Annotated in this window: 17 protein-coding genes; 10 read left to right on the forward strand and 7 right to left on the reverse strand. The window is 73.7% G+C overall.

Translation table 11 applies throughout. The features are described from left to right. Window positions 1-134 precede the first annotated feature (134 nt). Both ACH495_RS12630 and ACH495_RS12635 read right to left on the reverse strand, forming a co-directional pair. Window positions 135-881, reverse strand: coding sequence for a lysozyme (locus tag ACH495_RS12630; RefSeq protein ID WP_396857844.1), 747 nt, complete (start codon window positions 879-881; stop codon window positions 135-137). Between the two features lie 125 nt (window positions 882-1,006). Continuing rightward, the gene (locus ACH495_RS12635; protein ID WP_396857845.1) at window positions 1,007-2,332 is read right to left on the reverse strand and encodes a flavin monoamine oxidase family protein; all 1,326 of its coding nucleotides are present in this window, start codon (window positions 2,330-2,332) and stop codon (window positions 1,007-1,009) included. 122 nt (window positions 2,333-2,454) lie between these two features. Here ACH495_RS12635 and ACH495_RS12640 point away from each other — a divergent pair, with 122 nt between their 5' ends. Further along, entirely contained in the window at window positions 2,455-2,805 is a 351-nt protein-coding gene (locus tag ACH495_RS12640) for a YciI family protein (protein WP_396857846.1), read from the forward strand. Beyond that, on the forward strand, window positions 2,802-4,049 hold the full coding sequence (locus tag ACH495_RS12645) for an RNA polymerase sigma factor (protein WP_396857847.1): 1,248 nt from the start codon (window positions 2,802-2,804) through the stop codon (window positions 4,047-4,049). The genes ACH495_RS12640 and ACH495_RS12645 overlap by 4 nt, the downstream gene beginning before the upstream one ends. Before the next feature lie 86 nt (window positions 4,050-4,135). Here the strand turns inward: ACH495_RS12645 and ACH495_RS12650 are convergent, their stop codons facing one another. After that, on the reverse strand, window positions 4,136-4,555 hold the full coding sequence (locus ACH495_RS12650) for a MarR family winged helix-turn-helix transcriptional regulator (RefSeq protein WP_396857848.1): 420 nt from the start codon (window positions 4,553-4,555) through the stop codon (window positions 4,136-4,138). 119 nt (window positions 4,556-4,674) lie between these two features. Between ACH495_RS12650 and ACH495_RS12655 the strand changes: the two genes are divergently transcribed. Continuing rightward, the gene (locus ACH495_RS12655; RefSeq protein ID WP_396858049.1) at window positions 4,675-6,426 is read left to right on the forward strand and encodes an ABC transporter ATP-binding protein; all 1,752 of its coding nucleotides are present in this window, start codon (window positions 4,675-4,677) and stop codon (window positions 6,424-6,426) included. A 171-nt stretch (window positions 6,427-6,597) separates the two neighbouring features. On the opposite strand, the gene ACH495_RS12660 is transcribed toward ACH495_RS12655, so the two are convergent. Next, window positions 6,598-7,485 (reverse strand): hypothetical protein, encoded by an 888-nt coding sequence (locus tag ACH495_RS12660; protein ID WP_396857849.1) that lies wholly within the window; start codon window positions 7,483-7,485, stop codon window positions 6,598-6,600. 521 nt (window positions 7,486-8,006) lie between these two features. Between ACH495_RS12660 and ACH495_RS12665 the strand changes: the two genes are divergently transcribed. After that, window positions 8,007-8,552 (forward strand): hypothetical protein, encoded by a 546-nt coding sequence (locus ACH495_RS12665; RefSeq protein ID WP_396857850.1) that lies wholly within the window; start codon window positions 8,007-8,009, stop codon window positions 8,550-8,552. A 137-nt stretch (window positions 8,553-8,689) separates the two neighbouring features. Next, window positions 8,690-8,815, forward strand: coding sequence for a hypothetical protein (locus tag ACH495_RS12670; protein WP_396857851.1), 126 nt, complete (start codon window positions 8,690-8,692; stop codon window positions 8,813-8,815). On the opposite strand, the gene ACH495_RS12675 is transcribed toward ACH495_RS12670, so the two are convergent. Beyond that, on the reverse strand, window positions 8,806-9,084 hold the full coding sequence (locus tag ACH495_RS12675) for a DivIVA domain-containing protein (RefSeq protein WP_396857852.1): 279 nt from the start codon (window positions 9,082-9,084) through the stop codon (window positions 8,806-8,808). The two genes, ACH495_RS12670 and ACH495_RS12675, sit on opposite strands and share 10 nt — an antisense overlap. Before the next feature lie 313 nt (window positions 9,085-9,397). On the opposite strand from ACH495_RS12675, the gene ACH495_RS12680 reads away from it, so the two are divergent. Further along, the gene (locus ACH495_RS12680; protein ID WP_396857853.1) at window positions 9,398-9,637 is read left to right on the forward strand and encodes a winged helix-turn-helix domain-containing protein; all 240 of its coding nucleotides are present in this window, start codon (window positions 9,398-9,400) and stop codon (window positions 9,635-9,637) included. Window positions 9,638-9,643: 6 nt separating this feature from the next. Here ACH495_RS12680 and ACH495_RS12685 read toward each other — a convergent pair whose 3' ends face one another. Next, complete coding sequence (locus tag ACH495_RS12685) at window positions 9,644-10,414, reverse strand: phosphotransferase enzyme family protein (RefSeq protein ID WP_396857854.1); 771 nt, start codon at window positions 10,412-10,414, stop codon at window positions 9,644-9,646. 74 nt (window positions 10,415-10,488) lie between these two features. On the opposite strand from ACH495_RS12685, the gene ACH495_RS12690 reads away from it, so the two are divergent. Continuing rightward, window positions 10,489-11,331 carry an alpha/beta fold hydrolase gene (locus tag ACH495_RS12690; protein ID WP_396857855.1) on the forward strand — a complete coding sequence of 281 codons (843 nt, stop codon included), beginning with the start codon at window positions 10,489-10,491 and terminating at the stop codon, window positions 11,329-11,331. A gap of 68 nt (window positions 11,332-11,399) precedes the next feature. Further along, complete coding sequence (locus ACH495_RS12695; protein ID WP_396857856.1) at window positions 11,400-12,332, forward strand: HNH endonuclease; 933 nt, start codon at window positions 11,400-11,402, stop codon at window positions 12,330-12,332. 82 nt (window positions 12,333-12,414) lie between these two features. Here the strand turns inward: ACH495_RS12695 and ACH495_RS12700 are convergent, their stop codons facing one another. Continuing rightward, the gene (locus ACH495_RS12700; protein WP_396857857.1) at window positions 12,415-12,951 is read right to left on the reverse strand and encodes a hypothetical protein; all 537 of its coding nucleotides are present in this window, start codon (window positions 12,949-12,951) and stop codon (window positions 12,415-12,417) included. A gap of 123 nt (window positions 12,952-13,074) precedes the next feature. On the opposite strand from ACH495_RS12700, the gene ACH495_RS12705 reads away from it, so the two are divergent. Together ACH495_RS12705 and ACH495_RS12710 are read left to right on the forward strand one after the other, a co-directional pair. Next, complete coding sequence (locus ACH495_RS12705) at window positions 13,075-15,984, forward strand: M36 family metallopeptidase (RefSeq protein ID WP_396857858.1); 2,910 nt, start codon at window positions 13,075-13,077, stop codon at window positions 15,982-15,984. A gap of 184 nt (window positions 15,985-16,168) precedes the next feature. Then, on the forward strand, window positions 16,169-16,609 hold the full coding sequence (locus ACH495_RS12710) for a ribonuclease domain-containing protein (protein WP_396857859.1): 441 nt from the start codon (window positions 16,169-16,171) through the stop codon (window positions 16,607-16,609). Window positions 16,610-16,626 lie beyond the last annotated feature (17 nt).

Consider the following 16,626-nt stretch of genomic DNA (forward strand, 5'->3'; position numbering starts at 1 on the left):
GGGGGGGGGCCGCCGCCGCCCCCCCCCCCCGCCCGGGGGGGGGGGGGGGCGGGCCCCCCCCCCGGCCCCCCCCCCCCCGGGGGGGCGCGGGGGGGGGGGGGGGGGCCCCCCCCCCCCCCCCCCCGCCGGTGGGGTCAGCAGGTGCCGTTGCAGGCCAGCACGCGCAGTCGGTCCAGCGTGCCGTTCCAGACGTTCTGGTCACCGGGGAACGTGCCGGAGGACGACCACTGCCAGAACGAGTACGTGCCCCAGCCGGCCGGCAGCGTGCCGACGCTGCTGGCGTAGCGCGCGATCCAGAGCGGGTTGTTGGCCGCGAACTGCGACGTGTTGCCGGTGCAGGTGCTCCACCAGTCGGTGGTGGTGTAGATGGTGGCCCACCGGCCGGTGCGGGCGTAGTACTGGTTGACGAACGAGGCGATCCAGCTCCGCATCGACGCCTGGCTCAGCCCGTAGCAGGTGGCGCCGTACGGGTTGTACTCGATGTCGAGCGCGCCGGGCAGCGTCCGGCCGTCCCTCGACCAGCCGCCGCCGTGGTCGACGAAGTAGTTGGCCTGGGTGGCGCCGGTGGTGGTGTCCGGGCGGGCGAAGTGGTAGGCCCCGCGGATCATCCCGACGTTGTAGGAGCCGTTGTACTGCTGGGCGAAGTAGGCGTTGGTGTAGTACGTGCCCTCGGTCGCCTTGACGTACGCGAAGCGGGCGCCGTTGGCCCAGGCGCCCGACCAGTTGACGTTGCCCTGATAGCTGGAGACGTCCATGCCGGGCAGCCCGGCCGGGGCGGCGTGCGCGGGGGCGGCGCCGATCAGGGCCGCCGCGGCGGCGGTGACGGTGGCGAGCAGGGCGGCTCCGGCCGCGCGCAACGCCGATCGCAGGTGACGGTGCATCTTTCCTCCCGGGGGGTTGCCGCCTGGTGGCGGCGGGAGTATGACGAAGGGAACTGTCAACATTAGGTCACAGAATGGAGAAACTTTTCAATAGACGTATCGAAGATTTTCTTTGAACTTCGGGCTCAGTCGAGCGCCGCGAGCGCCTCGGCGGCGGCGCGCTCACCGGCGGTCACCGCGCCCTCCAGGTAGCCGCTCCACCGGGTCGCGGTCTCCGTCCCGGCCCAGTGCACCCGGCCCACCGGCGCGCGCAGCTCCGGCCCGTAGTCGCACCACGAGCCGGGCGTGAGCATCCCGCAGAAGCAGCCCCGGGTCCACGGGTCGGCCGACCAGTCGTACGCCACGATGCCCACCGGGTGGGCGGCGGCCGGGCCGAGGAGCGCGACCAGCGCGGCCCGCAGCACCGCGTCGCGGGCCCCGACCGGCAGTCGGCGCAGCGCGCGGGCCTCCGCGCCGTAGCTGAACGCGGTGAGCACCCCGCCCGGCACCCCGGGCAGCGAGTTGTCCACCGTCTCGGTGATCGGCCCGGTGTCCGTGGTGGCCACCCCGGAGCGGCCGTCGGCCCGCCAGAACGGCTCCGGATAACGCGCGTGCACCTTGACCGCCACGCCCATCGGCATCCGCTGGGTCAGCCCGTCGCGCAGCGCCGGCAGCGGCGGGTCGTACCGGATCCGGCCGGCCAGCGCCGGGGCCACCGCGACCACCACCGCGTCGCCGCGGTGCACCTGACCGCCGGCGAGGACCCGCACGCCGGAGGCGTCCTGGACGATCGCGTCCACCGGCGCGTCGAGCCGCAGCCGACCCGGCGGCAGCGCGGCGACCATCCGCTGCGCCAGCGCCGCCGGTCCGCCGACGATCCGGTCCTGCTGGGCGCCGCCGGCCATGCCGAGCAGCGACCCGACGCCGCCGCCACTGCGCAGGTAGAACAGCATCTGCAACAGCGACACCTCGTCCGGCGAGGCGGCCAGCAGCCCACCGGCCAGCAGGCGGCCGGCGTAGCGGGCGGTGACCGGGTCGGGCGCGGTGGCGTCGAGCCAGCCGCCGAGCGTGGTCCGGTCCCACTCCGCCGCCCCGGCGGCCCGCCACGGCGCGACCGGATCGACAGCGGCGGCCAGCTCGTCGAGCGTGTCGAGCAGCCCGGCCAGGCCGGCCGGCGCCCCGGCCACCGGTCGACCGTCCAGCACCAGCGTCGTCGCGCCTCGGGCCGGCGACGGGAACGTCTCCAGGCCGTACGCGGCGACCAGCGCGTACATCCGGTCCTGGGTGGGGCCGATCCACTGCGCGCCGAGGTCGAGCCAGCCGCCGCCGGGCAGCGGTCGGCTCAGCGTCCGGCCGCCCACCCGGTCCCGGGCCTCCAGCAGCAGCGGCCGCGCGCCGGCCGCCTCGACCGCGAGCGCGCAGGCCAGCCCGGAGAACCCCGCCCCCACCACGATCACCCGGCCGTCGCCCACGGCCGGGCATACCCGGATCCCGGCGGGAATCTCGCCCGCCCGGCGTGTCGAGACCGGCGTCCGCCGTTCGTGTGAAGGGTGGAGGGCGGCAGGGGGTCGCCCGTGGTGCCGAGGAGGAACCCGTGAAGCAGTACCTGATCAGCATGTACCAGCCGGCCGGCGCGCAGCGGCCGGACCCGGCGTTCCTGGCCGGGGTGATGCGCGAGGTCGAGGCCATCGGCAAGGAGCTGCGCGACGCCGGGTGCTGGGTGTTCGGCGACGGCCTGCACGCGCCGGAGACCGCCACCGTGCTGCGACCGGCCGGCGACGACGTGCTGGTCACCGACGGGCCGTTCGTCGAGGGCAAGGAGTACCTCGGTGGCGTCACCATCATCCGCGCGCCCGACCTGGACGCGGCGCTCGACTGGGGTCGCCGCTACGCCCGCGCCACCACACTGCCGATCGAGGTCCGGCCGTTCCAGGGCGAGGGATGACCGACGTCGAACGCGTCTTCCGGGCCGAGTACGGCCGCGCGGTGGCCGTCCTGGTCCGTCTCCTCGGCGACATCGACCTCGCCGAGGAGGCGGTCCAGGAGGCGTTCGCCGTCGCGGTGCGTCGCTGGGCGGTGGACGGGCCGCCGCCGAGCCCGGCCGGCTGGATCGTCACCACCGCCCGCAACCGGGCGATCGACCGGCTGCGTCGCGAGTCCACCCGCGCCGCCCGGCACGCCGAGGCCGCCCTGCTGTACGCCGCCGACCCGCCCGCCGAGGAGGGGCCCGTGCCCGACGACCGGCTGCGCCTGATCTTCACCTGCTGCCACCCGGCGCTCGGCCCGGCCGCCCGGGTGGCGTTGACGCTGCGCCTGCTCGGCGGCCTGAGCACCGCCGAGATCGCGCGGGCGTTCCTGGTGCCGGAGCCGACCATGGCGCAGCGCCTGGTCCGGGCCAAGGCCAAGATCCGGGATGCCGGGATCCCGTACCGGGTGCCCCGTGACGCGGACCTGCCGGACCGGTTGCGCGGGGTGCTGGCCGTGGTCTACCTGATCTTCAACGAGGGGCACACGGCCAGCGCGGGGGAGCGGCTGGGCCGCGTCGAGCTGGGCGCCGAGGCGATCCGGCTGGGCCGACTGCTGGTGACGCTGATGCCGGACGAGCCGGAGGCACTCGGACTGCTCGCGTTGATGCTGCTCACCGAGGCGCGGCGGGCCGCCCGCACCGGCCCGGACGGGGTGCCGGTGACGCTGCCCGAGCAGGACCGGAGCCGATGGGACCGGGCGCTGGTCGTCGAGGGTCGGGAGCTGGTGCGACGCTGCCTGCGGCGGGGCCGGCCCGGCCCGTACCAGATCCAGGCCGCGATCAACGCGGTGCACGCGGACGCGGACACCGCCGCCGACACCGACTGGGGTCAGATCCTCGCGCTCTACGACCGGCTGGCGGCGTGCGCGCCCGGGCCGGTGGTGGCGCTCAACCGGGCGGTCGCGCTGGCCGAGGTACGCGGACCGGCCGTCGCCCTGGCCGAGGTGGACCGGCTCGACCTGGCCCGCTACCACGTGTGGCACGTCGTCCGGGCCGACCTGCTGCGCCGCCTGGACCGGCCGGCCGAGGCGCGGGACGCGTACGACGCGGCGATGGCCGGCACCGGCAACGAGGCGGAGCGGGCGTTCCTGCGCCGGCGTCGCGACCGGCTCGCCGGCTGGCGCGACGGCCGGGTCGGCCCTGTCGACGTCGCGGCCGAGTAGTCCCGTCGGCGTCGCGGCCGAGTAGTCCCGTCGGCGTCGCGGCCGGGTCGGCCCCGTCGGCGTCACCGGCGGTCGACCGGGTGGCGCTACTCGTCGCGCAGGCGGCGCAGGATCCGGGTCAGCTCGGTCCGGTCGACCGGGTCGAGCGCGCCGAAGAACCGTTCCGCCTCGGTGGCCCGGGCCGCCCGGATGGCGGCGCCGACCCGCTCGCCCTCGGCGGTGGGCGCGACCAGCGTGGCCCGCCGGTCCCCCGGATCGGGCCGCCGCTCGACCAGGCCGCGCTCCTGGAGGCCGTCGACCACCTCGGTGGCCGAGCGTGGCGCGATGTGCAGGTGCTCGGCGAGCGCGCCGGGGCGCAACGCGCCGTGCCGCAGCAGCACGCCGAGCGCCCGTGCCTGCCCCGGGCTGACCTCCCACGGCTCCAGCGCGCCCTTGGTCTGGTGGCGCAGCCGCCGGGCCACCGCCCAGAACGCCTCGGCCAGGCTCTCCTCGTCGCTGCCGCTCACCCGGAATACGGTAGCAGCCGATCCTGTTGTTCCCTCATGATGAGGTAACCTCAGCATTAGTCCGACGAAGGAGCACCCCCTTGGATCGCATCCCCGACGGCCGCGGAGCCGGCCGAACCGTGTCCCCCGCCGAGAAGGCCCAGGCCCGCGACGTGTCGCTGCGCCGCATCGGCGGCCTCTTCACCGCCCACCGCGGCCCGCTCGCCGCCGTGGTGGCGATCATCGTGGCGTCGTCGATCATCGCGATGGCCTCGCCGTTCCTGCTGCGTACCGTGATCGACCGGGCCCTGCCCGACCGCGACCTGACGCTGCTGGCCTGGCTGGTCGCGGCCATGATCGCGGTGGCCGCCGTCACCGCCGTGCTCGGCGTCGTCCAGACCTGGATCTCCACCCGCGTCGGCCAGGAGGTCATGCACCGGCTGCGCACCGACGTCTTCGCCCACCTCCAGCGGCAGTCGATCGGCTTCTTCGTGCGCACCCGCACCGGCGAGGTGCAGTCCCGCATCACCAACGACATCGGCGGCATGCAGTCGGTGGTCACCTCCACCGCCACCTCCATCGCCGCCAACCTCACCACAGTGGTCGCCACCACCGTCGCCATGGTGGCGCTGAGCTGGCGACTCACGCTCGTCTCGGTGATCGTGCTGCCGCCCGCGCTCTGGCTCACCCGCCGGGTCGCCCGACTGCGCCGGGAGATCACCGCCCGGCGCCAGCGGGAGCTGGCCGACCTCACCGTGACCATCGAGGAAGGGCTGTCGGTCAGCGGCGTCCGGCTGGCCAAGACGCTCGGCACCGGCGCGGCGCTGGTCGACCGGTTCACCGCCTCCTCGGCCCGCCTGGTCGACCTGGAACTGCGCTCCGAGCTGGCCGGCCGCTGGCGGATGGCCGCCATGACCGTCGTCTTCGCCGCCATCCCCGCCGTGATCTACCTCGGCGCCGGCCTGCCCGGCACCGCCGGCACGCTCACCATCGGCACGCTCGTCGCGTTCACCGCGTTGCAGGGCAACCTGTTCCGCCCGCTGATGGGCCTGCTCAACGTCGGCGTCACGCTCACCGCCTCGCTCGCGCTCTTCGCCCGCATCTTCGAATACCTCGACCTGCCGGTGGAGGTCGCCGAGCCGGCCCGCCCGGCGTCACTGGACCCGGCCACGGTCCGTGGCCACCTGCGCATCGAGGACGTCACGTTCAGCTACCCGGGCAGCGACACCGCCGCGCTGGCCGGCGTCACCCTGGACGTCCCGGCCGGCACCAGCCTGGCCCTGGTCGGCGAGACCGGCTCCGGCAAGAGCACCCTCGCCGCCCTGATCAGCCGGCTGCACGACCCCGACGCCGGCCGGATCACCATCGACGGCGTCGACCTGCGCGACCTGCGCCTGGCCGACCTGGCCGCCGTCGTGGGCGTGGTCAGCCAGGAGACGTACCTGCTGCACGCCACCGTGCGCGACAACCTGCGGTACGCCCGGCCGGACGCCACCGACGCCGACCTCGAGGCCGCCGCCCGCGCCGCCCGGATCCACGACCTGATCGTCGCGCTGCCCGACGGGTACGACACCATGGTCGGCTCCCGTGGCCACCGCTTCTCCGGCGGCGAACAGCAGCGCCTGGCCATCGCCCGGACACTGCTGCGCGACCCGCGGATCCTGGTGCTCGACGAGGCGACCAGCGCGCTGGACACCGAGACCGAGCGCGCGGTGCAGCGGGCCCTGGACGAGCTGGCCCGGGGCCGTACCGTGGTGACCATCGCGCACCGCCTCTCCACGGTCCGCGACGCCGACCGGATCGCCGTGCTCGACCACGGCCGCATCGTCGAGTCCGGCACCCACCAGTCCCTCCTGGGCCACCAGGGCCGCTACGCCACCCTCGTCGGCTGACCCCCGCCCCGTCACCCCGTGCGCCCCCGCGCGTCGACCACGCCCGGCGCGTCGATCTTGGAGTTGTGGCACCTCCGAATTCCCATCAAAAAGAACATTCCATGGCGCCACAAGTCCAAGATCGGCGGAGGCGGGAGGCGGGCGCGGGCGGGAGCGTGGTGGGGTGGCGGTTCAGGGGGTGGGTGGGGTCGGGTCGTTCGGTAAGGACGGATGGGGCCGCTGGTGGGGAGTTGGGCGTGGGGTTGGTGGAGGCAGCAGCGGCTCCAGCGGGGTGAACGCCTCCACCGGAGCGCCTGGGCGTGGTCCGCTCCGAGTCGCGGGACGACTCGCGTGTCTGGTCGGCCGCGTCGGGTCCATCCGGTCCGCCGGATCCCTGGGCGGGCGGCTCGCGTCCGGGTGCGGCCCGGACGGGGTGGACGGCGGGTCGCGCCGGCGGCGTTCCTCGGCGTACTCGGCGCGTCGGCGGGCCAGGTCGCGCTCGCACTCCAGCGCGATGCGCTGCTCCCAGTACGGCTGGAGTAGCCGACGGACCCGTTCGTCGAGGTGCACCGTCACGTCCGGCTCGCAGGTGAACGTCACGTCGCCGCGCGCGTACCCCCAGGGCGTCGGGTCGTCGGCGGCCAGCGCCGCGGTCAGCGCGGCGAGCAGGTCGCGCGGGCGGTGCGGCGGCACCTCCGCCGCGCAGCGGACCGCCAGCCGGCGCAGCCGTTGCGTCGCCTGCGGCTGGAAGTAGTCGACGTACCAGCCGAACAGCTCCGGCCGGGCGGTCTCGGAGGACCAGGTGAAGGTGGCCCGTACTCCGAACACGTAGACCTGGCCCTGGGCCGGCACCACCAGCGGCTCCGGGTGCCGCCGGTCGACGGTGGTCACCGGTGTCGCCGGCTCCTCGGTCCACCACAGGTGCCGCAGCGTGGGCTGCGCGCCGGCCCAGAACCTCCGGGTACGCGAGCGCGCCGCGTCACCGAGCATCCGGGCCCGGCCGGCCCAGCGCCGCCGCCAACCATCGACGGGTATGCCGGGTTTCGGCCGCGGGCCGGGAGCCTCCGGCTTTCCGGTCATCGCACCCCTCTCCGCCGGGCGGCAGCCGTCCGCCCGGGCGCCGTGGGGTAGGCGGCGCCCAGGTTCGGTCGGACGAGGGGTGTGGGACCGTCGTGCGCGACGATCCGCGTTCCAAACTAACAACCGAAGCCGGCCGGAGCGGTCCGCCGCGCGGACGACCCGCCTGACCGGCGACCGGCCGATCGGATGAGGTGTCCGGTAGTCCTATCGACGGGACTTCGCGTCCAGAGTCTGTTAACGTGCTCAGGCGGTCGGTCCCGTGAACGGGACCGACCGTCCAGAACGGACATCGATCTCCGGGTAACGTCTTGAATCCGCTAGGTGGCGCTTCGTAACGTGGGGCTCCGCAATCCTTCCGGCGGTGGGGCGCCGCCGGAAGGATGCGGTCGTCTCTGTGGGGTGTGAATGCTGATCGCCGGAGCTGTATCGGTCGCGCGCGTCACGGCGGAGTTGAGCGCCGAGCGGTCCCGGTTCCATTCCGAGGCCGACTTCCCGCACGCGTTCGCGGGAAGGGGCTGACCATGGGCGTGGAGGCTCGCCAGGACGCCGGCCGGACCGTCGAACTCCTCAGGTCCCGCGCCGAGCTGCGGTACGACCGGGTCTGGACTCCACGCGTCCTCGGTCGTATCCCGGATGTGCAGGGCTTCGCCGTCTTCCACTGCGGCGGGCTGGCGCTGGTCTACGGCGCGGTCGTCCAGGGCGACCCGACCCGCTGGCTCTTCCGGCTGGCCTGCGCCGCCGGCGCGGACGTGACGGACGCCGCCGAGGCGACGGTCTGGGCGGACATCAGGAACCAGTTGACCGACGAAGGTCGCTACCACTGCGTCGTCACGGCCGACCGGAGCGCCTGCCACGTGGTGTTCACGCGGGAGGTTTGCATCCCGCTGGTCGAGGACGTGACCGCGCCCGAGTCGCAGGCGGCACGCGATCTGTTCGACGACGCGCTGGCGGCGTGCGTCCACAACGCCACGGCCGACTTCCGCGACCTGTCCGCCTACCTCCTGGCCCGCCCGTTGGAGCCGACCGAGGCCGACGTCCGGACCCTGTTCGCCTGGGTCCGGGGCTGAGCCGCCCGAACCGCCCGGCGGGGCGCCGCCGGCTCCTCGGCCCGCCGCAGTCCCGTGAGCTGTACGAAGATCTCCCGCTTCGCGGTGGCTGCACCACGGCGATCGAGGACGTATCCGGTCAGCCAGATCCAGCCGAGGTGGGTCAGCTCGGGGCCGACCGACACGACCCGGAACGTGAGGGCGCGGTCGCCGCCGAACTGCACCGAGGCGCGGCCGTCGATCCGCAGCAGGTCACCCGGTTGCGGACGCACCGCTACCAGTGACCCTGGTTCGGTGGGCGGCACTCGCGGGCGTGCATCGCCTGCCAGTCACGCACCGCCCGCTTCAGTCGCTCGTTCTCCACGGTCAGCCGGCGGATCTGCCGGTGCAGGTCGGTCAGCTCGTTGGCGACCTCGGTCTGGAACGCGCGTACCTGATCCTGGTCGACACCTCGACGGCGCGGGTCGAACGCGCGGTTCCGCGCCTCGTGCGGGGTCATCCGGGCCGGCAGTCCGGTGCCGTAGAGCTGGCCGGAGCGATACACCTCGGTCACATCGGTCCTTTCTGAGGGCAGGCGGAAGCGCGGAGGGTCGGTGCGGTGGGACTGGACGGGCGGGCCGTCCGCGGCCGGCGTGCGGACGGCCCGCCCGCTCCGCCGCCGCAGCCCGGATCGGCGGTACGGAGGCGAAGCGCGTCGGTGGGTCGGGACGGGCACGCGCACCCGCCCCGACCGGGGGAATGAGCCGAACTCGTTGCCACGCGAGGATCGGCTCCGCTCCAACATAACTAGATATGTCAGATGAGTCAACGCTGCTTGTTAGGCGCGTCGCGGTGTGATCGAATCGGATTGCCACGCGAGGAGTGCCATGCGAGAAGTGCCGGATTACTGGCGCATCGCCGACGATGTGATCGCCGATGTCAGATCCAAGAAGCTGAAGCCGGGGGACAAACTGCCCTCGATCGCCGTGCTGCGCGAGAACTACCGCGTCAGCCACGGAACGGTCCAGATGGCCTATGCGCGGCTGGAAGCGCTGCGGGTGATCCGACGCCAGCAGGGCAAGGGCGTGTTCGTGACCGACCCGAAGACCTGGATGAGAGAGCCGTAACCGGCGTCAGTCCAGCAGGGCCTTCAGCCACTGGTCGGTGTGGCGCTCGGTGTATTCGGCGTCGTTGCGCCACGCGTCGCCGTGCCCGGTCCGCCAGTGCGTCGTCCAGGGCTCGACCCCGAGCGCGGCCTGGTCCCGCAGGAAGTCGTGCATCGCCCGGGCCCGCGTCGTCAGCAGCGGCACCAGGTCGCGACGCTGCCGCTCGTCCAGCCCGTACGCGTCCACGAGAGCGCGAAGCCGCTGTCCCGCGTCGGCGCGCTGCCAGTCGGGATGGGCCGACAGCGGGACGAAGCCGTGCGCCGTGTAGGCGAGGTCCCACAGGCGTGATCCCGGCCCGGCGTTGTCCCAGTCGATGACCACCCAGCGGTCGCCGATCACGAGGTTCCACGGCGCGAGGTCGTGGTGGACGATCATCTCGTTCCGGTCGGCCGGGATGAGGGCGTTCCACCGCGCGTCCGGCGGCGGCGTGAAGGTCGCGAGCGCGTCGTGCAGCTCCCGCGCCAGTCGACCGACCCGGGCGAGCTGGTCCAGCGGTTCGAGCAGGTCGAAGCGGTGCGGCCAGGGCACCTCGCCCGCCGCGTAGGTGAGCACCTCCCGCCCTTTCTCGTCGATTCCGAGCGGCCGGGGCGCGCCCCGGAAACCGACCGACCAGAGGTGGTCGAGCAGCGCGTGCACCGCAGGGGTCCAGGGGCCGGCCTGCCGGCGTACGGTGTCGCCGACCCGCACCACGCCCGCCGACACGTTGCCGCCGGTCAGCGGGATCTCCTCGGCGCTCATCCGCCCAACGTGCCACATCGACCGCCGCGCCGCAGGCCCCCGCCGGCCGGCGCACGAATCGCCATACTGTCGCGATGGCCGCTCACGTGCGTACCGAAGATGGTTGTCGCCTGTGGGCCGACCAGGCCGGCGCGGGGTCGCCGCTGGTGCTCTGCCACGGCGGTCCGGGCATGTGGGACTACCTCGGCCCGGTCGCCCGGCTGCTCGACGAGCACGCCCACGTCATCCGGTGGGACCAGCGCGGGTGCGGTCGCTCCGAGCGGCGCGGGCCGTACACGGTCGACCGCTTCGTCGCGGACCTCGACGCGGTACGCGAGCAGCTCGGCGGCCCTCGAGTGGCGCTGCTGGGTCACTCGTGGGGCGCGCACCTGGCGCTGCGGTACGCGCTCGAGCACCCGGAGCGGGTCAGTCACCTGATCTACGTCTCCGGCACCGGGATCGACAGCGATCGTGGCTGGCACCCGCACTACGAGCGGAACCTCAGGCGGCGGCTCGAGCCGCATCGGGACCGGTGGGAGGCGCTGGACGAACGCGCCCGCACTCCCGCCGAGGAACGCGAACGGGCGGTCCTCCAGTGGTCGGCCGACTTCGCCGACCCCGACGTCGCTCTGCGGCACGCCGAGGACATGGCCACGCCGTGGCGGGGTCTCAACCGCGACTGCAACCGGGCCATCAACGCCGAGGTGAAACGGGAGCTGAGGGAGGCTGACCTGGCCGCGCGGTGCCGAACGCTGGAGGTGCCCGCGCTGATCGTCGACGGACCCGAGGACATCCGTCCCCGGTGGGGCGTCGACTCACTGCACCGCGCGCTGCCGAGCGCTGCGCGGGTGAGCCTGGTTGGGGCCGGCCACCTGCCGTGGGTCGAGGATCCGCAGGGCTTCCAAGGCGCGGTGACCACCTTCCTGACCACGCCCTGACAGACCGGTCGGATCTGCGACCCGGTCGGAGGTGGCGACAAGATCCGTTCTGGTGCACGCTGTCCGTTGTGAAGGCCTTCGTCGGCGTGACCGACGCGAAATGGCATCGGTTTCTGGCGGCCCGACCCGACCTGACCGAGGTCAACTTCTGGCGGCCCTCCGGCGGCGCGTTCCGCGCCTTGACGCCGGGAGAGCCCTTCTTCTTCAAGGCGCACCACCCGCTCAACCGGGTCGTCGGCGGCGGCTTCTTCAGCGGCTTCCAGCGGTTGACGATCTCCGAGGCGTGGGAACTCTTCGGTGAAGCCAACGGTGTCGCCAGCCTCGCCGAGATGCGCCGGGTCGTCGGCGGCTACCGCAGGCAGCCGATCGCGCCGGACGAGGACCCCTCCATCGGCTGCATCTTCGTGCGGGACAGCGTCTTCTTCTCCGACGACTCCACCGTCGACCCACCCCCGGCCTTCGCACCCAACGTGGTGCAGGGGAAGACGTACGACCTGGCGGATCCGGTCGCGGCCGACTACTTCGGGCTGTTGCTGCAACGGCTGCTGGGCGGCGTGGTGGAGTTCGACCCGCGCGAGCCGTGGCACCGCCCCGGCCCGGTCTACGGTGATCCGCGGCTCATGCCGCAACGCCTGGGTCAGCAGTCGTTCAAGGCCGTGGTCCTCGGCGCCTACGGCCGGCGCTGCGCGATCACCGGGAACAAGGTCCAGCCGGTGCTTCAGGCGGCCCACATCCGTCCATTACCGGCGGGCGGCGAACACCGGATCGACAACGGCATGCTCCTCAAGTCGGACGTGCACATCCTCTTCGACCGTGGATATCTGGGCGTCGATCCGAAGTACCGGTTGATGGTCAGCCCGCGGCTGCGCAGCGAGTTCGGCAACGGGGACCAGTTCTACGCCAAGGCCGGCTCGGTGATCGAACTCCCGGAGCGGCGGGTCGACCGGCCCGCCGCCGAGTTCCTCGAATGGCACCTGGACACCGTCTTCAAGGCAGCCTGACCGTCAACGCCAGGCACACCGGAGGCGGCCTCAGCGGCACGGAGGAAGCGACGGTCCTGACGAGGGCGCCCGCGGCGAATGTCTAGACAGTTGTGCCGATGCGGGCGGCGAAGCTGCGCAGCCCGGGCAACGACTGTCGACGGTCCGCGTCGAGCAGCGCCGCACTGAGCTGCTGCGCCCATGGCCGGTACCGGACCTCCTGCGGCGCGATGCGCTCGGCCGCCTGCAAGGCCCGGAACGACTCCCCGTACGCGCCACGGCCGTGCAGCGCGAGCGCGTAGTCCTCCCAGTAGCGGGCGCGCCGCTCCACGCTGCCCAACTGGACGGGTCGTAGGGCGCGGGCATGCTGCACCGCCGCGCCGAAGTCGCCCAGCACCCGGCTGACGCCGATGCGGTAGAGCGCGACGTCGACATCCGCGAACCCGTCCCGGCCGCCTCCGCGGCGCCCCGCCTCGGCGGCCTCGTCGAGGAGATCCGAGGCGGCGTCCCGGCGATCCCCGACCGCTGCCGTGTACGCAGCCGTCGCCAGCAACCGTCCGTACGTGGCGACCTGTCCGGCCGATCTGAGGCGGGTCGCTGCGTCGCGCCCGGCGGCGTCGGGGCCGGACACCTGACGCATCGACGCACTGTCATTAATGGATGTTCGGCTGGTGTCGGCCGGTCGATCATCCTGGTCGGATGGCGGAACGGACATCGCCGTTCGACGATGACAGGAGGGACCGTGCGCACACCATCCCGTGCGTTGACGGGGACCACCGTGCTGCTCATGGCAGCCGGCATGGTCCTGACCGCCCAAGCCGGCGGTCAGGCCGCACCCCGGGACCAGGCCCGCACCCAGGCCGCACCCGACCACCTGCCGGGGGACCGGCACGACACCAAGGCCCGCGACAACCGGAAGGGCCGCGTCGCCGCCAGCGCGCGGCAGCGGGACCGGGCCGCCGCGCTGGGCGCCCGGGTCCGCTGGACCGACTTCGGTACGCCCGCCACGCTCACCTCGACCGGGAAGCCGCTCGCCACCGGGCTGCCGGCCGACCCGGCCGCCGCCGCCCGCGCCTACGTGACGGCGAACTCCGACGTGCTCGGGCTGACCGCCGAGGGCGCCGCCGCGCTGGAGCAGCTGACCGTGGCGCCGATGGGGGAGGGCGCGACAGTGCTGTTCCGCCAGCGCTTCGGGGACCTGCCGGCCGCCGTCGACGGCATGCTGGCGATCGGCGTACGCGACGGAGCGGTCTGGCACGTCAGCTCGTCGCTGGCCCGTGACGGTGGCACGCCGGCGCCGGCCACGATCGACGCCGCGCAGGCTCGCAGGGCCGCCATCGCGGACGCCGGCCGCGCCGACGCACAGGTCCTGCGTACCTCGTTGGTCGCGGTGCCCACCGCGGACCGGGGGCCGCGCGCGGCCTGGGAGGTCGTGCTGGGCGCGGACACCACCGGCGCGGACCCGGCCGCCTACTCCACCTACGTGGACGCCCGCGACGGCGGCGTGCTGGTCCGCGAGGACCTGATCGACCATGCGGAGGACAATCCGTCCTGGGACGTGTTCCCGAACTCGCCGCGCGTCGACAGGTCCTCCGTCGACAGCCGGGTGCGGTGGTGCGCCGCGCCGGCCGCCGGCTGCCGCGAGGTGGTCGGCGTGCCGGGGCACCCGGCGTGGGACGTGGACCCGGCCACCGGGGCGTCCACCACCACCACGAAGGGCAACAACGCGACGGCGGTGCAGAACTGGTTCAGCAACGACCCGTTCAGCGTCGGCACCGAGACCGCCACGCCGCGCCCGGACCGCGGCTACGCGTACCCGTGGACCAACCAGTGGCAGGAGCGGCGCTGCGACCCGGAGGTGTTCACCTCGCCGCAGGCGAACGACATCGACGCGGCGCGCGCGAACCTGTTCGGGATGCACAACCGGATGCACGACTGGACCTACCACCTGGGCTTCACCGAGGAGACCTGGAACCTGCAACAGGACAACCTCGGCCGGGGCGGCCTCGGCGGCGACGCCGAGCAGGGCAACGCGCAGGCCGGCGGCGTCAGCGGCGGTCCGCCGACGTTCCCGGCGCGGAACAACGCCAACCAGATCACCCCGCCGGACGGTGTCGCGCCGACCACCAACATGTACCTGTGGCAGCCGGTCGCCGGCTCGTTCTACGCGCCCTGCGTGGACGGTGACTTCGACATGTCGGTGATCGCCCACGAGTACGGCCACGCGGTCACCAACCGCATGATCGCCGGCCCGAGCGCGGGCGTCAGCTCCCCGCAGGGCATGAGCGAGAGCTGGTCGGACCAGCTCGCCATGGAATACCTCTACGAGCACGGGTACGCCGCGCCGGGCCGGCGTGGCTTCACCATCGGCGAGTACACCACCCAGGACCCGAACGCGGGCATCCGCAACTACAACATGAGCGCCAGCCCGCTGAACTACTCGTCGGTCGACTACGACGTGACCGGCCTCCAGGTGCACGCGTCCGGCGAGGTGTGGAGCGCCACCAACACCGACATCCGGGCGGCCATGATGCGCCGCTGGGGCGCCGGCACCCCGGCCGTGCAGAAGGCCTGCGCGAACGGGCAGCGGCCGGTGACGGCCTGCCCGGGCAACCGGCGCTGGATCCAGCTCGTCGTCGACTCGTTCCTGCTGATGGCGGTCAGCCAGGTCAGCATGGTCGACGCGCGGGACGCGATGCTCGCCGCCGACCGGATCCGCTTCGGCGGGGCCAACCAGGATCTGCTCTGGAACGCGTTCGCCGCGCGCGGCCTGGGCGAGACCGCGGCCAGCGTCGGCAACGCCGACCCCGATCCGACGCCGGGCTTCACCTCCCCGTACGCGAAGGAGGGCTCGCTGCGGCTGCTGCCGCTCGGTGACCGCGGTCCGGTGGCGGGCGCGCAGCTGTTCGTCGGGCGCTACCAGGCGCGGGCGGTGCCGGTCGCGGACACCGACGCGGCCACCCCGCTGACCGACCGGGTGGACCTGGTGCCCGGCACCTACGAGTTCGTGGTGCGGGCGCCCGGCTACGGGCACACCCGGATCGGCCCGGTGACCGTGAAGGCCGGCCAGAACCGGACACTGCCGGTGGTGCTGCGGCCCAACCTGGCCTCCACGGCGGCGGGCGCGACGGTCGCCGGCGACGGGATCAACCTGGGGTCGGTCGCGGATGACGACGAGGCCACCAACTGGGCCTCGCTCGGCGCGCCGGTGGCCGGCCGGCAGGTCACCGTCGACCTGGCCGGCGGCCTCCAGCAGGTACGCCGGGTGCAGGTCAGCGCGATGCTGCGGCCCCCGGTGGTCGGGGACGCGGACGCCGGCACCCAGAGCCGGTACTCCGCGGTGCGGCAGTTCCGGGTCCTGGCGTGCACCGCCAGCGGCACGGTGAGCTGCGCCGACGCGGCCGACTTCCGGCCGGTGTACACGAGCCGGCCGGACGCCTTCCCGGCGGTGGCGCCGCGGCCCCGGGCGCCGGAGCTGATCCTGCGCTCGTTCGACATTCCGCGCACCCGGGCCACCCACCTGCGCGTCGAGGTGCTGACCAACCAGTGCACCGGTGCGCCGGACTACGCCGGTGAGCAGGACGCCGACCCGCGGGCGGCGACCGACTGCGCGACGGCCAGCCCGCAGGCGCAGAACGTGCGGATCGCCGAGTTCCAGGCGTTCGCGCGCTGAGCACGCGGCGGGTGCGGGCGGGTCGGTGCGCCGTCCGTCCGCACCCGCCACCGCGTGTTCACCGGGCATTCGGGGCGCGGTCGCTCAGGTGGGGCTGTACGCCGGGCAGGATCCTCGGCAGACTGAGCGCCGACCAGCCAACGAAGCTGGTCGATGCCCTGTCGGTTCGTGCAAGGAGGATCCCTTGACCCCGTTCCGCGCCGCTGTCACCCGCTTACGCCGCGCCCTGGCCGCGTCCGCAGTGGTCACCGCCATGGCCGCCGCCGCGCTCGTGGCCCCCGCCACGGTCTCCACCCGCCTCACCGAGCCCGCCGAGGCCGCCGTCTACAGCTCCTGCACGCTGTCCCGCTGCGCGGACGCCCGCACCGCGCGCTCCGGCTGGTCGGCGAAGAGCTTCCCGACCAGCCGGGGCTGGTACTCGTGGAGCGGCGGACAGTGCAACTTCGCCGGTGGTCGCTTCTACAACTACGAGGGCCAGCTGCCCACCGACGCCACCTACTACGAGTACGACGTCTACCCGCGCGCCTGCAACGCGGCCCGGGACGCGTACCGGATCGTGGTGAACAAGAGCACCGGGACGACCTGGTTCTCACCCGACCACTACGCCAACTTCTACCGACTCTGACGCACGCCGTCGCCGGC

This window comes from Micromonospora sp. NPDC018662 (genome assembly GCF_044391475.1).
In the GTDB taxonomy this organism is placed as follows: Bacteria; Actinomycetota; Actinomycetes; order Mycobacteriales; family Micromonosporaceae; genus Micromonospora.